This window comes from Paraburkholderia bengalensis (genome assembly GCF_037126505.1).
GTDB classification, from domain to species: Bacteria; Pseudomonadota; Gammaproteobacteria; order Burkholderiales; family Burkholderiaceae; genus Paraburkholderia; species Paraburkholderia bengalensis.
Genome location: NZ_JACFYJ010000044.1, coordinates 52280 through 67518 on the forward strand (window position 1 = coordinate 52280; position 15239 = coordinate 67518).

Sequence of the window (15239 nt, forward strand, 5' to 3'; positions counted from 1 at the left end):
CATCAGGATGTTGGACGGTGCGAAGCATGAGTTGAGTCACGATCAGCAGCCCGGTGCGCAATTACGTGAGCGAGCCGGAAGTGCCCGGCGGCGCGCCGCGAGCGGCCGAATGGGTCGGGCGACAGGCAGTGATGTTCGAACAAAAATGACCAGCAAAAAAGAGAACATGGTTAATCCGCCTGCACGAGAGAAGGCGGAGTCGAGGAGCGGCAATCTGCGCATGCGTGTCGGGGGCATGCGCGCGGACCGGGACGAACGGACCGCGCACTTGCGCGCGCGAGCGTGTCGATGGGCGACGTCGCTGGGCGTGTCGTTCGGTGTGTCGCTCGCCTTGCTGCTGGCGTTCGCGCCGGATACGGCGCTGGCCGCGCCTGCCGCAGCGCCTTCGCTCATGCGCAACGCGTCGGCCGTCGGCGTGTCTTCAGATGCGGCGAGCGCAACCGTCGATGCGTCCGCTGTCGCGGTGCACGACGCCGTCGGTGGCGTCGATCCGCGTCGCGCGCTGTTGATGCGCGACGTGTTCGCGCAGAGCGTGACGCGCCGTCTGAAGGTGCCCGCCGCCGAGCAGCGCGCGTACGGCGAGCGTATGGAGCAGGCGCTCGGGCAGAACGATCTCGGCGATCTGTCGGGCGAGTATGTGGTGCTCGTCGATCGCAGCGAGAACGTGCAGGCGCTGTTCATCTACTTTCGGGCGGCCCCTCTGGACGCCTGGCAGATGATCGGCGCCTCGCCTGTCGCGACGGGGCGGCCGGGGCAGTTCGATCACTTCGTCACGCCGCTGGGCGTTTTCGAGCACACGCCGGACAACATGGATTTCCGCGCGGAGGGCACGATGAACCAGAACGGCATCCGCGGATACGGCAAGCACGACATGCGCATCTTCGATCTCGGCTGGGCACAGGGGGAGCGCGGCTGGGGCAAGGGCGGCATGTCGCAGATGCGTTTTCAGATGCACGCCACCGATCCCGACAAGCTCGAGCCGATTCTCGGCGTGCGGCATTCGAAGGGCTGCGTGCGGATACCGGCGTCGCTGAACGTGTTTCTCGACCACTACGGCATTCTCGATCGCGATTACGAGGCGCTCGTCGCGCAGGGCAGGTCGCTGTGGGTGCTGCATTCGGACCGCGTCGCGACGCCGTGGGCGGGGCGCTATATCGTCGTCGTCGATTCGCAGCGCAAGACGCGGCCTGCGTGGTCGCCCGCGCCCAGCAGCAAGGCGCGCGCGAAGTTGCCGTTAAGCGCAGATACCGCGGATTGACGTCGAACTCGGCTCGGCAATGCGCTTTCGCGACGGCTGGCGCGCAAGCGCACTCATGAATGCGCGTTCAACGGCGGCACTCTGCGCTCGCATGCAAAGCCTGTGTTCGGCGTCCGCACTCCACGCTCGCATGCAAAGCCTGTGTTCGGCGCCCGCACTCCACGCTCGCATGCATTACCGGCATTCAGCGCCCGCACTCCACGCGCGCGCCCAACCTCCGCCCAATCCCCGCATCGAAACCACTCAAGACCGCGCCAGCAGCACCCCGATCAACGCGACGACGAAGCCTGCCACTTGCACAACCGTCAGCGTCTCGCCGAACCCGACATAGCCTTCGAGCGCCGCGAGCGGCGGCGCGAGAAACAGCAGCGCCGTGGCGCGCGACGCGTCGCCGCTCCGGACCATCCACACGAGCAGCGTGACGCTCACGCCCGACAGCATCACGATCCCCCACGCGAGCGATCCCCACAGCGTCGGCGACGCGACCCATCGATGCTCGCCCAGCGCCAGCGCGAACGCGAGCACGACGACAGCCGCGCCGATGTTCTGTACTGCGCTTGCGCTGCGGATATCGGCTTTCGACAGCGAGGTCTTCTGGATCAGCGTGCCCGCCGTGATCGCGCCGACGGCGAGTATCGACACGCCGACGATCAGCCATTGCGGCACGCTGCCGGCACTGCCTTGAGCGACGGCAGAAGGCGCGGCCGCGAGCTTCGGTTCGAGCACCAGCGCGACGCCCGCGAGACCGAGCAGCATGCCCGTCCAGCCGCGCCCCGACAGCCGCTCGCCGAAGAGCGGCGCCGCCGCGGCTGCCGTCAGCAGCGGCTGCAGCGCACCGAGCAGCGCCATGATGCCCGCGCTCATGCCCTGCGCGACGGCCCAGTAGCCCGCGCCGAGATACACGCCTTGCAGCAGCGCGCCCGCGATCAGATGCTTGACGGTTGCGCGGCCCTTCGGCCACTCGACGCGCGCCAGAAGCGCGGCCGCCGCGAACAGCAGCGCCGTGCCGCCGAAGCGCGCCAGCAGGAAGAGATTCGGATCGGCGTAGGGCTTGATCGCGCGCGCAACCACGAAGCCCGTCGACCACAGGAACACGAAAACGAAGGCATTGAAAACGGCCAGCATCGAACGACTCGAACCGCAAACGGGAAGCATGCAGTATCGGCGCAGAGGAACGGTGCCGTCTTGTTCGAAGCTGCACTCGCGCGATCTCGGCAAGCGAGAAGCGGCAAGAAGCAGCAAGAAGCAGCAAGCACGCAGCAACCCGCGTTAGCGCGCAGCGCGCCGCTCAGAATGCGAGCAGCACGGCAATCGCGCCGAGCAGCCCGCCGCAGATCGTGCACGCCCACAGCAGCGTGCGGGTGCGGCGATATTCGAGCAGCACGTCGCTGACGAGCTGGGTCTGCTGCCGCACGGGCGTCGCGTGGTGCTGTTGCTGCAGATAGTACGCGGCGAGCCTCGGGATGCGCGGCGCCAGATGCGCAAGATGCGGCAACTCCTGCGCGATATGCCTGACCCAGCCGCGATGATCCCGCTCGCGCCGCGCCAATGCGACCAGCACCGAGCGCGCGATCTTCCACGAATCGACGCCCGGATGCAGCGCGTTCGCGAGCATCTCGGCCTGGCCGAATGCGCGCTGCGCAGCCGCAAGACGCGGCGGCACGTCGCCGCCAAACGGATGCACGGCGAACAGCAGATGATGGAACAGCGCGCCCGCGTAGCGCTCGTGCGATTGCGGCACGAACTGCGCTTCGGCGCGCGTGCGCAACTCGGCTTCGAGCTTTTCCGGGCGCGTGTCGGCCGACACATGACCGGCATCGTGATGCAGATGCGCGAGCCTTCCGTAGTCCCGGTCGAACAGCGCCGTCGCGCCGTGGACGAAAAACTCGCGCTCCTGCGTCGACAGGCTCGACATCACGGCAAAGTCCGCGAGAACGATGCGCCCCAGCGTGTCCGGCTCGATGCTCACGCGCACGCGGCGGGCGTCGAGCGTCGCGTGAAAGAAGCCGTGCTCGAATGCCTGCTCGGTGACTACTTCGACGATGTGTTCGGCGAGCGGCACGAGCTTCACGCCGCGCGCCGACAGACCCGACAGATCCAGCGCGGGCAGCGACTCGATGTGCTGCATCGCGAGCGTGCGGTCGGTGCTCAGTTCCCAGATCACGGCGGGAATGGCCAGACGCTTGTCGCCATCGAAGTGATGCGCGCTCTGGCTCAGGTTCGCGGCTTCGGCGCGCAGATCGAAGCGGCGCAAGATCTCCTGCGTGAAGGCGTCGGCGAGCGCGCGCAGGCGCAGACGCCGCGCCGGCTTCGACAGCTTCTCCAGCCATCGAGCGACCCAGCGCAGCAGCGCGGCCTCGTCGGCGATTTCCTCGACCTGCTTCGCGCGCACGAGCTTGAGCGCGATGTCGCGATGCCCGTTGATCGGCTCGGCAAGGCGCGCCACATGCGTCTGCTCGGCAAAGCCGTTGCGCGCGGGTGTCAGATCGATCGACGCGAACAGTGTGGACACGGGGCGCCCGAGCGCCGCGGCGATCGCGTGCTCCACCTCGTCGGGCGGAAGCGGGGTTTCGAAGTGGCTGACGGCGTCGATCGCGTCGTGCAGCGTGCCCGTCGCGAGCTCGGGACGGCGCGCGAGCGATTCGGCGAACGCGCTCGCCAGCGGACCGAGATTGGGCAGCGCGCGATGCACGCTCGCGCGAGCGCCCGGCGACGCGTGAACCCGCCTCGCCAGCGTGACGATCCAGTGCAGCTTGTGATGCTCGGGCGCGGCGAGCCAGATGAGACGCGCGCCGTAGCGCAGCGCGTGAAACAGCAGTCGTAGTCGGCGAATCAGGGGCGGCATTGGCAGAGGGTCGACGGGGCGCATCGGGGATGCGTGAGACCGCTCAGATTAGCAGGGATGCGCCGCGCGCAACACCGCTGCCTGCGACAGGCGCGCGCGACCTGTTCATGCGCGGCGCATCGGGGGACCGACCGGCAAGCCGCTCATCTGCCGATGCCTGCGCGCCGCCCCGTCTGCCGCGCCGCTTGTCCATGCGTAATACAATACGGCGGTTTGCCCTTTTCCCCTACACGCTCGCCGCCTGACAGCGGCCACATACCCGATGCTGGCAGAACAACGTCATCAATACATTCTGGCTAAGGTCACGAGGACGGGCGCACTGTCGGTCGCCGAACTGGTGCGCGAACTGAACGTGTCGCGCGAGACGATCCGCCGCGATCTGAACGCCCTCGCCGAGCGCGGCCTGATCGTGACGACGCACGGCGGCGCGTTGTCGAGCGATCGCCGCGAGCCGGACCTCGACACGCGCGATGCCGCCAACGCAGGCGCGAAGCGCGCCATCGGCGAGCGTGCGGCGCAACTGGTGCCGGACGGCGCCTCCGTCATTATCGATTCGGGCAGCACGACGCACGCCGTCGCGCGCGCGCTGACTGACCGCCACCGTCTGAGCGTCTATACGAACGACTGGCGCATCGCGCTGCTGCTCGGCCGGCGCAACGACAACCGCGTGACGCTGCTCGGCGGCGAGCTGTCGGACAACGAAGACGCCGCATTCGGCCTCGATACGATCAACCAGCTGTCGCACTATCACGCGGACTTCGCGCTGATCGGCGCGGGCGGCATCACGCCGGACGCGCATCTGTCCGACTACTCGCGCATGGCGGCCGAAGTGCGCAGCCGGATGATCGGCGCGGGCAACACGGTCATCGTGGTCGCCGACAACTCAAAGTTCGGCCGCGTGACGCCCGTGCGCATCGAAGGGCTGGAGAAGGCACGTTACGTGGTCACGGAACTCGCGCCGGATCGCGCGCTGGCGAAGGCGATCACGGCACGCGGCCCCGAAATCCTGATCGCGTGAGTGTCGCGCTTCGTCATTTCATCGCACGCTGATACCGAGTCGCGCCAGCGTCCTGCCGATCGCGGCGACGGCGTTGTGCATCTCATTCGTATCGATCGAGCCGATGCAGCCGACCCGGAACGTCTCCACTTGAGTAAGCTTGCCCGGATACAGGATGTATCCGGCATCGCGCACAGCTGCATAAAACTCCGCAAATTGCCACTTCGGATCGCGCGGCGCGTGGAACGTGACGATCACAGGCGCTTGCACATCGGCGGGAAGGAAGGTCTCGAAGCCCAGCGCCTTCATCCCGTCGATCAGCGCCTCGCAGTTGCGCGCGTAGCGCGCGCCGCGCGCCGGCTGACCACCTTCCGCGATGAACTGGTCGAGTGCCGTGCGCAATGCAGCCAGCACGTGAGTGGGTGGCGTAAAGCGCCATTGTGTGGTTTTTTGCATGTACGCGAACTGGTCGTACAGATCGAGCGCGAGCGACGGCGAACGGCCCTCGCAGCCTTCGAGCACATTGCGGCGCACGATCACGAAGCCCATCCCGGGCACGCCTTCCAGACACTTGCCGCTCGCCGACACCAGCGCGTCGATGCCGCCCGCGCGCAGGTCGATGGGCAGCGCGCCGAACGAACTCATGGCATCGACGATCAGGCTCTTGCCGTGGCGCTTGCAGATGGCCGCGATGTCGTCGAGCGGATTGAGCAGCCCCGCGCTCGTTTCCAGATGCACCTGCGCGACGTGCGTGATGCGCGGATCGCGGTTGAATGCGTCTTCGACGGCGGCCGCGCTCACCGGCTGGTCTTCGCGCAGCGGCAGTTCGACATACGCGATGCCCATGCGCTGCAGCACCTTGACGATGCGCGCGCAGTACGCGCCGTTGTTCGGCACCAGCACGCGGCCGTCGCGCGGCACGAGCGTGCCGAGCGCGGCCTCGACGGCGAACGTGCCGCTGCCCTGAAGCGGCACGCAGACGTAGTCATTTTCGCCATGTACGATTTCGACCAGATCGGCGCAGACGCTCTGCGTCATCCGGTTGAAGGCGGCGTCCCACGATCCCCAGTCGCGCAGCATCGACTGGCGCGTGGCGGGCGAGGTCGTCAGCGGTCCCGGCGTGAGCAGGATGGGGTCGTTTCCAAGAATCACAGAGCCTCCTTCGGGTTCGTGCGGATACGGGCGAGATGCGCGCCGTCGCGCATCGGAGCATTTGCATATTATTGGCTATTTGTGTCATTTTGTGGAAATCGGCAGAATCTTCACGTCGCTGTCACAAAGAAAGCCCATCCTTGCCGTGCCCGTTCAGGCAAGGCGTTCACCAGCACGTAATCGTCGGAGGATTGCCTTGGCGCAAGCGCCGCAAAAAAGTTGTCAGCAATCTGCGATTTGCCGCGGCTTCGGCCGCAACGTCAGGCGGACGGCGCGCCCGTCGCAACGTCCGCTCACCACCACTAACGGGTTACCCACAGGTTTTTTGCCTTTCGGAGAGAACGACATGAAAACGACGGATCACCTTCGCTCGACGGGCCACATCGGTCGCGCGGCCCGCAAGCTGCTGCCGGCGCTGGTCGCGGCGGCCGCGCTCGGCGGTGCGATGTCCGCGCACGCAGCGGGCGCGGTCGTGCTGTACACGGCCGACGGCCTCGAGAACCTTTATAAGGACGTGTTGCCCGCGTTCGAGAAGCAGGAAGGCGTGAAGGTCAATATCGTGACGGCAGGCAGCGGCGAAGTCGTGAACCGCGCCACCGTCGAAAAGGACGCACCGAAGGCCGACGTGCTCGTCACGCTGCCGCCGTTCATCCAGCAGGCCGCGCAGTCGGGGCTGCTGCAGAACTACCAGAGCGCGAACTACAAGAACGTCCCGGCAATCGCGAAGGCATCGGACGGCGCGTGGGCGACGTTCGTGAACAACTATTTCTCGTTCGCGATCAATCCGGAAGTCGTGAAGAACCAGCCGAAGACGTTCGCCGACCTGCTGCACCCGGATTACAGCGGCAAGGTCGCGTACTCGAACCCGGCGACGGCGGGCGACGGCATGGCCGTAATCATCCTGACGACGTCGTTGATGGGCGAAGACAAGGCGTTCGATTACCTGAAGAAGCTCGAGCAGAGCGCCAAGTTCCACACGAAGGGCACGGGCTATCTCGACGTGCTGCTGTCGCGTAACGAAATCGCGGTGGCGAACGGCGATCTGCAGATGGACCTCGACGATGCCGCCAACGGCGGGTTGTCGCTCAAGCCGATCTTCCTCGCAGCGGAGCCGGGTGGCCAGCCGACCACGTTCCAGTTGCCGTACGCGATCGGCCTGATCAAGAACGGCCCGAACCAGGCGGAAGGCAAGAAACTGATCGACTATCTGATGTCGACGGAAGTGCAGTCGAAGGTGCCGGACATCTTCGGCATTCCGGGCCGCACGGACGTCGCGCTGTCGGGCAAGAACGGCGCGGCCGTCAAGCAGGCGATCGCGGGCGTGAAGCTGATTCCCGTCGACTGGAACCAGGTGATGGCGAAGAAGGCCGACTGGACGGCGCGCTGGAAGAACGACGTGATCGGCAACTCGGGCAAGCAGCTCGAAGTGGTCAAGCCGAAATAAATCGGGCGTTTGACGAAAGACGCGTGGCGCGACACGGCTTTCGTCGCGCCGCGCCAGATGCATGAGGGCGCCTGGAAGTGCCTCAAGACGTTTGAAGGCGGCAACCAAACGCGCCAACCAAACGTGCCAACCAAAAAGCGCCAAGCAAAGGTGCCGACCAAATGTGCCGACCGAAGGTGCCAAGCAAAAGGCGCCAACCAAAGTCACCAACGTAGGAGGATGGTCCCGGTGAATACTGCAACTCTTGCTGGCGCGCTGGACGCCACGCCGCGCGCACAGGGCATCGCGCAGACAGGCGCGCCCGGCGGCGTGCAGATCGAGCACCTGACTGTGCGTTTCGGCTCGCGCACGGTGCTCGACGATCTGTCGCTGACGATCGAGCGTGGCGAACTGTTGACCGTGCTCGGCCGCAGCGGCTGCGGCAAGACGACGTTGCTGCGCTTCATCGCCGGTTTCATCGAGGCGGACGGCCTCGCGGGTACGCTGACAGTCGCGGGCCGCGATCTCACGCACGTGCCGCCGCACAAGCGCAATCTGGGTCTGCTGTTCCAGAGCTATGCGCTGTTCCCGCATCTGTCGGTATTCGAAAACGTCGCGTTCGGCTTGCGCGCGCGGCGTATTCCGACCAAAGAGGTCGCGCGGCGCGTGGCTGACGCGCTCAAGCTCGTGCAGCTCGGCGACGCCGGCCACGTGATGCCCGCGCAATTGTCGGGCGGCATGCAGCAGCGTGTGGCGCTGGCGCGGGCGCTCGTGATCGAGCCGGACGTGCTGCTGCTCGACGAGCCGCTGTCCGCGCTCGACGCCAATCTGCGCGCGTCGGTGCGCTCCGAACTGAAGGCGCTGCATGAGCGCCTGCCGAATCTGACGATCGTCTGCGTGACGCACGATCAGGACGACGCGCTCGTGCTGTCCGATCGCACGCTGCTGATGCGCGAAGGCCATATCGCGCAACTCGGCACGCCGCAGGAACTCTACGACCAGCCGAACGACGCGTTCGTCGCGCGTTATCTGGGCGCGGCCAATCTGCTGCCGCCGAACATCGCGTTCGCGCTCGGCGATGCGCGTTATAGCGAGCGCGAACGCGTCGCGTGTCTGCGGCCCGAAGCGATGCGCATCGTGCCGCTCGGCGAAGGGCAATTGCACGGCACGATCGCGTCCGTCGAATGGTACGGCTCGGTGCTGTCCGTGCAGGTCGCGCTCGACGCGATGCCCAACGAACCCGTGCTCGTCTCGATGCAGCGCGGCACCGGCGTGACGCCCGAAAAGGGCGCGCGCGTTTCCTTGCGCTACGAGGCAGACGATGTCGTCCTTATCCAGCCCTGAGGTCAGCCCTGACGCGCTCGCCGCATCGAAGGATGCGTTGCGCGCCGCGACGGCCGCCTCGCACGCAGCGGCGAGGCGCCGGCGCGAGCGGCTGTCGCAATGGCACTTGCTGTTTCTTGCCGTCGTCGTGCTCGGTCCGCTCGTGATCTATCCGCTCGTGCGCCTCGTGCTGCTGAGCCTGTCGGGCGAGCATGGACTGGGTTTTCATGCGTACTCGGCGTTCTTCCGGAACCCGGAGACGAGCGGCGTGATCGGCACGACGCTGTGGATTCTGTTCGCGAGCGCCGGGCTCGCGTCGCTGCTCGGTGTGGCGATTGCGTCGCTGCTGTTCTTCAAGCCGTTTCCGGGCGCGCGGCTCGTTACGCGGTTTCTCGAGCTGTTCGTGGCGTTTCCGTCGTTTCTCGTCGCGTTCACGCTGATCTTTCTGTACGGCTCGCAAGGCTCCGTCAGCATCGGCTTGCAGCGGCTGTTTCATCTCGAAGCGCCGCCGCTTGATTTCCTGTTCGGCATCGGCGGCGTGATTCTCGCGGAAGTCGCGTTCTACGCGCCGTTCGTCGTGCGTCCGACGCTCGCGTCGTTCGCGATGCTCGACATGCGCCTGATCGAAGCCGCGCGCAGTCTCGGCGCGAATGGCTGGATGGTCGCGTTCCGCGTGATCGTGCCGCTCGCTTGGCCGGGCATCGCGGCGGGCACGATCCTGTGTTTCCTGCTGACGCTGAACGAGTTCGGCATTCTGCTCGTGCTCGGCAGCGCGCATCTGATCACGCTGCCCGTGGCGATCTACAGTTCGGCGACGGTCGATCTCGATCTGCCGACGGCCGCCGCGGGCGCCGTCGTGATGCTGGCGATGTCGCTGTCGTTGTATGCGCTGTATCGGCAGGTCAACAAGCGCAAGGTGAGAGGAGCGAAGTAATGTCCGACGTCGATCAAACCGTGCTGCCCGCCGTGCATCATCGCGCGCGGCCCGTGCAGCGCGGACTGTTTGCGCGCATGACGGGCGCTTTGCTGCTGGGTCTCGCCGCGCTGATGTGTTTCTGGCTGTTCGTGCTGCCCGTGATCGTGGTGGCGTTGTCGAGCGTTGCCGCGCACTGGTCGGGCACGATCCTGCCCGACGGCTTCAGCATGCGCTGGTTCGAGCGCCTCGGCGGCAGCGATTTCGATGCGCTGGTGACGAGCCTGCAGATCGGCTTCGGCGTCGCGATTCTCGGCACGATTCTCGGTTTGTGGCTGGCGCTCGCGCTCGAAGGACGCGACCGCCGCGGCCTCGGCGCGCTCGTCGATACCATCGCGATGATGCCCAACGGCGTGCCGAGCGTCGTGCTCGGGCTCGCCGTGCTGATTGCGTATCACAAGAAGCCGGTCGATCTGTCGAGTTCCGCTGCCATCGTCGTGTTCGTGCAGCTCGCGCTGGTGCTGCCGTTCTGCTACCGCTGCGCGGCGGCCGCGTTGCGGCCCGAACTGACCGTTCTGCGTGAAGCCGCCGCGAGCCTCGGGGCGCCGCCGTCGATGGTGCTGCGCCGCGTCGTGCTGCCGCAACTCGTGCCCGCCATTCGCGCGTCGCTGGCGCTCGGCTTCGCGCTGTCGCTGGGCGAACTGGGCGCGACGCTCACCGTCTATCCCCCTGGTTTCGCCACCGTGCCGATCGTCGTCGTCGGGCAGGTGGAGCGCGGCTATTACCTGCCGGCGTCGGCGTTATCGCTGATCTTGCTGCTCGCTTCGCTCGCCGCGCTGCTGCTGATCGCCGCGCGTGTGCCGCGTCGTCGCGTGGACTGAGATCCACGACGTTTCCTGATTTTTCGTGAGGTGTGCCTGTGTCGGCACACCGCACATATCGATGTGGCAAAAATTGTCGAAATGACCGAAAATATGGAAATTGACTCAGGCGACCGGATCGAATTGGTCAGGCGGCATTCGCTGACGGCGTTGGTGCGCGACGAGATCGAGCGGCATATCGTCGACGGCAAGCTCGCGCCCGGCGCCAAGCTGAACGAGGCGGAATGGGCCACGCGTCTGCAGGTGTCGCGCGGGCCGGTTCGCGAGGCGTTTCGCGCGCTGGAGCAGGCGGGGCTCGTACGCAACGAGAAGAATCGCGGCGTGTTCGTGCGCACCGTGACGCTGGCGGAAGCCGATGAGATTTACGCGGTGCGCGCGGTGCTCGAAGAAGCAGCGTGCCGGATGCTCGCGGCGCGTATCGATGCCCCGCAACTGGCGGCGCTGCGCGCACATGTCGACGCGATGCGCGCGCGCTCGACGCAGCCGATCACGGCGCGTACGCGCGCTCGAATGTGGCGTTTCACGACGCGATCGTTGCGTCGGCGGGCAACGGCAAGCTGTATGAGACGTATCGGCGGCTGGTCGGCGAATTGAATCTGTTCCGGCGTGCCGCGTTGAGCGTGCGCAGGGACGCGATGGAGCAGTCGCTCGCCGAGCATCGCGCGATTCTGTCGGCGCTCGCCGCACGCGATGCGGACGGCGCCGCGCGTCAGATGCTCGCGCACGTCGAGGGCGGCAGGCGGCGCGCGCATGAGGCAGTCGAGCCCGGCGCGACAAATGCGTCGGGCGACGAAGACGATGGCTTGAGCGCGCTGCTCGCCTGAACGATCAAGAACACGCGTCGGCGACGCGCAGGGAAGAGAAACGATGGCAATCCAATCCGGACGTAATGTTGAAGTGAATGGCCGCAGCTACGCGCTGCCCGCGAAGCCGACGGTGGTCGTGTGCGTCGACGGCTGCGAGTACGACTATCTGGAAGCGGCTGTGGCCGCGGGCGTCGCGCCGTTCATCGGCAAGATGCTGCGCGATGGCGCCGCATTCAAAGGCGACTGCGTGATTCCGTCGTTCACGAACCCAAACAACCTGTCAATCGTATGCGGCGTGCCGCCTTCCGTGCATGGCATCTGCGGCAATTACTTCTGGGACCCGCAGGCCAATGAAGGCAAGGGCGCCGAAGTGATGATGAACGACCCCGCCTATCTGCGCGCGCCGACGCTGCTCGCCGCTGCCGCCGACGCGGGCGCCGCTGTTGCCGTCGTCACGGCGAAGGACAAGCTGCGCCGCCTGCTCGGCAACCAGATGAAGGGCATCTGCTTCTCGGCGGAAAAGGCCGACAAAGTGACGCTGGAAGAAAACGGCATCGACGAAGTGCTCGATCTGGTCGGCCTGCCCTTGCCCGATGTGTACAGCGCGGGTCTGTCGGAATTTGTCTTCGCGGCCGGCGTGCGGCTTGCGCAGACGCGCAAGCTCGACCTGATGTATCTGTCGACCACCGACTACATCCAGCACAAGTGGGCGCCCGGCACGGAAGGCGCGAACGCGTTCTACGCGATGATGGACGGCTATCTGGCGCAGCTCGACGCGCTCGGCTGGGTGATCGCCCTCACCGCCGACCACGGCATGAACGCGAAGCATGATCCGCAGACGGGCGAGCCGAACGTGATCTATCTGCAGGACCTGATGGACGAATGGCTCGGCGCGCGCGCGGCGCGCGTGATTCTGCCGATCACCGATCCGTACGTCGTGCATCACGGCGCGCTCGGTTCGTTCGCGACGATCTATCTGCCCGCCGATGCGAACGCGCGTCAGGTGATCGAACGGCTTGGCGGCTTGCAGGACATCGAAGTCGTGCTCGACAACGAGGCGGCCTGCGAGCGCTTCGAATTGCCGAACGACCGCGTCGGCGACATCGTCGTGGTCAGCAAGAAAGATACGGCGCTCGGCACGCGCCGCGATGAGCATGATCTTTCAGGGCTGACCGTGCCGCTGCGTTCGCACGGCGGCATCTCCGAACAGGTGGTGCCGCTGATCTTCAACCGACGCGTCGATGCTGCGCGCGTCGCCGGCAAGCGTCTGCGCAATTTCGATGTATTCGATCTCGCGCTCAACCACGTGGCGGCATCATGAACGCAATCATCGAATCCAACGATCACCCCGCCTTTTGCGCGGAAGCGCTGCGTCTGAAGGGCGAGCGCGCGACGCGTTCGCGCACGCTCGACGTGTTCGATCCGTACACGGGCATGCGCGTCGGCACGGCGCCGATGGCGAGCGTCGACGATGTGCGCGCCGCGTTCGAATACGCTGCCGCCTACCCCGCGAAGCTCACGCGTTACGAGCGCTCGCAGATTCTCGAACGCGCGGGTATCCTGCTGCGCGAGCGGCTGGAGCATGCATCGGATCTGATCTCGCTCGAATCGGGCCTGTCGAAGCAGGACTCGCGCTATGAAATCGGGCGCGTCGCCGATGTGCTGAAGTTCGCATCGATCGAAGCGCTGCGCGACGACGGTCAAAGTTTCTCGTGCGATCTGACGCCACATGGCAAGAAGCGGCGCGTGTTCACGCAGCGCGATCCGCTTGCCGGTGTGATCGTCGCGATCACACCGTTCAATCACCCGATGAACCAGGTCGCGCACAAGATCGCGCCCGCGATTGCGACAAACAATCGCGTGATCCTGAAGCCGTCGGAGAAGGTGCCGCTTTCGGCGTTCTATTTCGCCGATCTGTTGTACGAAGCCGGTCTGCCCGCGCCGATGCTGCAAGTGCTGACGGGCGACCCGCGCGAAATCGCCGACGAACTGATCACGAATCCGCTCGCCGAACTCGTCACATTCACGGGCGGCGTGGCGATCGGGAAACATATTGCGGAGCGCGCAGGCTATCGGCGCGTCGTGCTCGAACTCGGCGGCAACGACCCGCTGATCGTGCTCGAAGACGCGGATGTCGAGCGCGCGGCGGCACTGGCCGTGCAAGGTTCGTACAAGAATTCGGGGCAGCGCTGCACGGCCGTCAAGCGGATGATCGTGCAGAAGCGCATCGCCGCGCGCTTCACGGAGCTGGTGGTCGAGAAGACGCGCGAATGGACCTATGGCGATCCGTTCGATACGTCGAACCAGATGGGCACGGTGATCGACACCGACGCGGCTCGGCTCTTCGAAGCGCGCGTGAACGAAGCGGTCGCGCAGGGCGCGCGTCTGTTGACGGGTAACAAGCGCGAAGGCGCGCTGTACTCGCCGACGGTCGTCGATCAGGTCGATCCGTCCATGACGGTGATCCGCGAGGAGACCTTCGGCCCGGTCTCGCCGATCATCACCTTCGATACGATCGACGACGCGATCCGCATCAGCAACGGCACGCCATTCGGTCTGTCGTGCGGGCTGTGCACGAACCGCCAGGACGCGATGACGCGCTTCATCAACGAGTTGCGCGTGGGCACGGTGAACGTGTGGGAGGTGCCGGGATATCGCGTGGAGCTGACGCCGTTCGGCGGCATCAAGGATTCCGGCCTCGGCTACAAGGAAGGCGTGCAGGAAGCGATGAAGAGCTTCACGAATCTCAAGACTTTTTCTCTTCCGTGGGAGTGATGTTGTGGCATTGAGTCTGAACGACATTCGCGGATTGTTCGAGGCGCACGGCCAACTCGCATACAGTGGCGAACCGGTGACGCAGCTCGAGCACGCGTTGCAAAGCGGCGCGCTGGCGGAGGCCGAGGGCGCTTCGGACGAGCTGGTCGCGGCAGCGTTTCTGCACGACCTCGGGCATTTGCTGAATCGGCAGGGCGAAACGCCGACGGCGCGAGGCATCGACGATCTGCATCAATACTTTGCGCTTCCGTTTCTGCGGCCGGTGTTGCCGGAGGCAGTGCTGGAGCCGATCCGGTTGCACGTCGACGCGAAGCGCTGCCTGTGCGCGATCGATGCGGCGTACTTTGGGAAGTTGTCGGCAGATTCCGTGCGCAGTCTTGAGCTGCAAGGCGGAATTTTCAGCGACGACGAGGCGCAGGCGTTCCTCGCTAAGCCTTTTGCGGAAGACGCACTGCGTTTGCGCCGCTGGGACGATCTCGCGAAGGAAGCGGATCGCTCGACGCCCGATCTCGACCACTATCTGGAGCTCGTATCGCGAGTAATGGAGCGGCACGCAGTTGCTTCTTGAGCGTGGCTGGCGCTGATGGTTGGGGTGGGGAGCGGGCCTATATGTCATGCGTTTTACGCACATCAAAAAACCGCTTGCAACCGCCGGGGCAAATGTCTAGAATTCCGGTCTTTCGCGCTGCGGACAACGCGGCGCGGGAGACGCGGAAAAGGGCTGGAAGCCAGCAGTGACGGGCTTTCTGCTGAAATCGACGGGTTGGGAAGTTAAAAAAACCGGTTGACGACAGCAAAAAGGTTCTTCATAATCTCGTTTCTCTGCTGCTGACGCAGCAACGCGGTGAAAGCAAGGCGCTTCCTGC

12 protein-coding genes and 1 pseudogene are annotated in these 15239 nt (G+C 65.7%); 10 read left to right on the plus strand and 3 right to left on the minus strand.

Annotated elements, in window-relative coordinates; translation table 11 throughout:
* Positions 1-235: 235 nt before the first annotated feature.
* A complete protein-coding gene (locus H3V53_RS24075; RefSeq protein WP_419539565.1) occupies positions 236-1258 on the plus strand; it encodes a L,D-transpeptidase in 1023 nt (340 codons plus the stop codon).
* A 243-nt stretch (positions 1259-1501) separates the two neighbouring features.
* Here the strand turns inward: H3V53_RS24075 and H3V53_RS24080 are convergent, their stop codons facing one another.
* Together H3V53_RS24080 and H3V53_RS24085 are read right to left on the minus strand one after the other, a co-directional pair.
* Positions 1502-2383 (minus strand): DMT family transporter, encoded by an 882-nt coding sequence (locus tag H3V53_RS24080; protein ID WP_336600098.1) that lies wholly within the window; start codon positions 2381-2383, stop codon positions 1502-1504.
* 163 nt (positions 2384-2546) lie between these two features.
* Complete coding sequence (locus H3V53_RS24085) at positions 2547-4103, minus strand: ABC1 kinase family protein (protein WP_336600099.1); 1557 nt, start codon at positions 4101-4103, stop codon at positions 2547-2549.
* Between the two features lie 262 nt (positions 4104-4365).
* On the opposite strand from H3V53_RS24085, the gene H3V53_RS24090 reads away from it, so the two are divergent.
* Positions 4366-5121 (plus strand): DeoR family transcriptional regulator, encoded by a 756-nt coding sequence (locus tag H3V53_RS24090; RefSeq protein WP_054924381.1) that lies wholly within the window; start codon positions 4366-4368, stop codon positions 5119-5121.
* 18 nt (positions 5122-5139) lie between these two features.
* Here H3V53_RS24090 and H3V53_RS24095 read toward each other — a convergent pair whose 3' ends face one another.
* Positions 5140-6252, minus strand: a complete 1113-nt coding sequence (locus tag H3V53_RS24095; RefSeq protein WP_419539564.1) for a 2-aminoethylphosphonate--pyruvate transaminase — start codon at positions 6250-6252, stop codon at positions 5140-5142.
* Between the two features lie 346 nt (positions 6253-6598).
* On the opposite strand from H3V53_RS24095, the gene phnS reads away from it, so the two are divergent.
* The 8 genes and pseudogenes from phnS (at position 6599) to H3V53_RS24135 (ending at position 14941) form a co-directional block, all read left to right on the plus strand.
* On the plus strand, positions 6599-7696 hold the full coding sequence (gene phnS, locus H3V53_RS24100; RefSeq protein ID WP_336600100.1) for a 2-aminoethylphosphonate ABC transporter substrate-binding protein: 1098 nt from the start codon (positions 6599-6601) through the stop codon (positions 7694-7696).
* A gap of 228 nt (positions 7697-7924) precedes the next feature.
* Positions 7925-9019 carry a 2-aminoethylphosphonate ABC transport system ATP-binding subunit PhnT gene (gene phnT / locus H3V53_RS24105; RefSeq protein WP_336600101.1) on the plus strand — a complete coding sequence of 365 codons (1095 nt, stop codon included), beginning with the start codon at positions 7925-7927 and terminating at the stop codon, positions 9017-9019.
* Complete coding sequence (locus H3V53_RS24110) at positions 8997-9932, plus strand: 2-aminoethylphosphonate ABC transporter permease subunit (RefSeq protein WP_336600102.1); 936 nt, start codon at positions 8997-8999, stop codon at positions 9930-9932. The genes phnT and H3V53_RS24110 overlap by 23 nt, the downstream gene beginning before the upstream one ends.
* The gene (gene phnV, locus H3V53_RS24115; RefSeq protein ID WP_336600103.1) at positions 9932-10792 is read left to right on the plus strand and encodes a 2-aminoethylphosphonate ABC transport system, membrane component PhnV; all 861 of its coding nucleotides are present in this window, start codon (positions 9932-9934) and stop codon (positions 10790-10792) included. Before H3V53_RS24110 ends, phnV begins: the two co-directional genes overlap by 1 nt.
* A gap of 81 nt (positions 10793-10873) precedes the next feature.
* A pseudogene (locus H3V53_RS24120) lies at positions 10874-11616 on the plus strand (phosphonate utilization associated transcriptional regulator).
* 43 nt (positions 11617-11659) lie between these two features.
* The gene (gene phnA, locus H3V53_RS24125) at positions 11660-12919 is read left to right on the plus strand and encodes a phosphonoacetate hydrolase (protein WP_336600104.1); all 1260 of its coding nucleotides are present in this window, start codon (positions 11660-11662) and stop codon (positions 12917-12919) included.
* On the plus strand, positions 12916-14373 hold the full coding sequence (gene phnY, locus H3V53_RS24130; protein ID WP_336600105.1) for a phosphonoacetaldehyde dehydrogenase: 1458 nt from the start codon (positions 12916-12918) through the stop codon (positions 14371-14373). Before phnA ends, phnY begins: the two co-directional genes overlap by 4 nt.
* Positions 14374-14377: 4 nt before the next feature.
* The gene (locus tag H3V53_RS24135; RefSeq protein WP_336600106.1) at positions 14378-14941 is read left to right on the plus strand and encodes a phosphonate degradation HD-domain oxygenase; all 564 of its coding nucleotides are present in this window, start codon (positions 14378-14380) and stop codon (positions 14939-14941) included.
* The last annotated feature ends 298 nt before the right edge of the window (positions 14942-15239 follow it).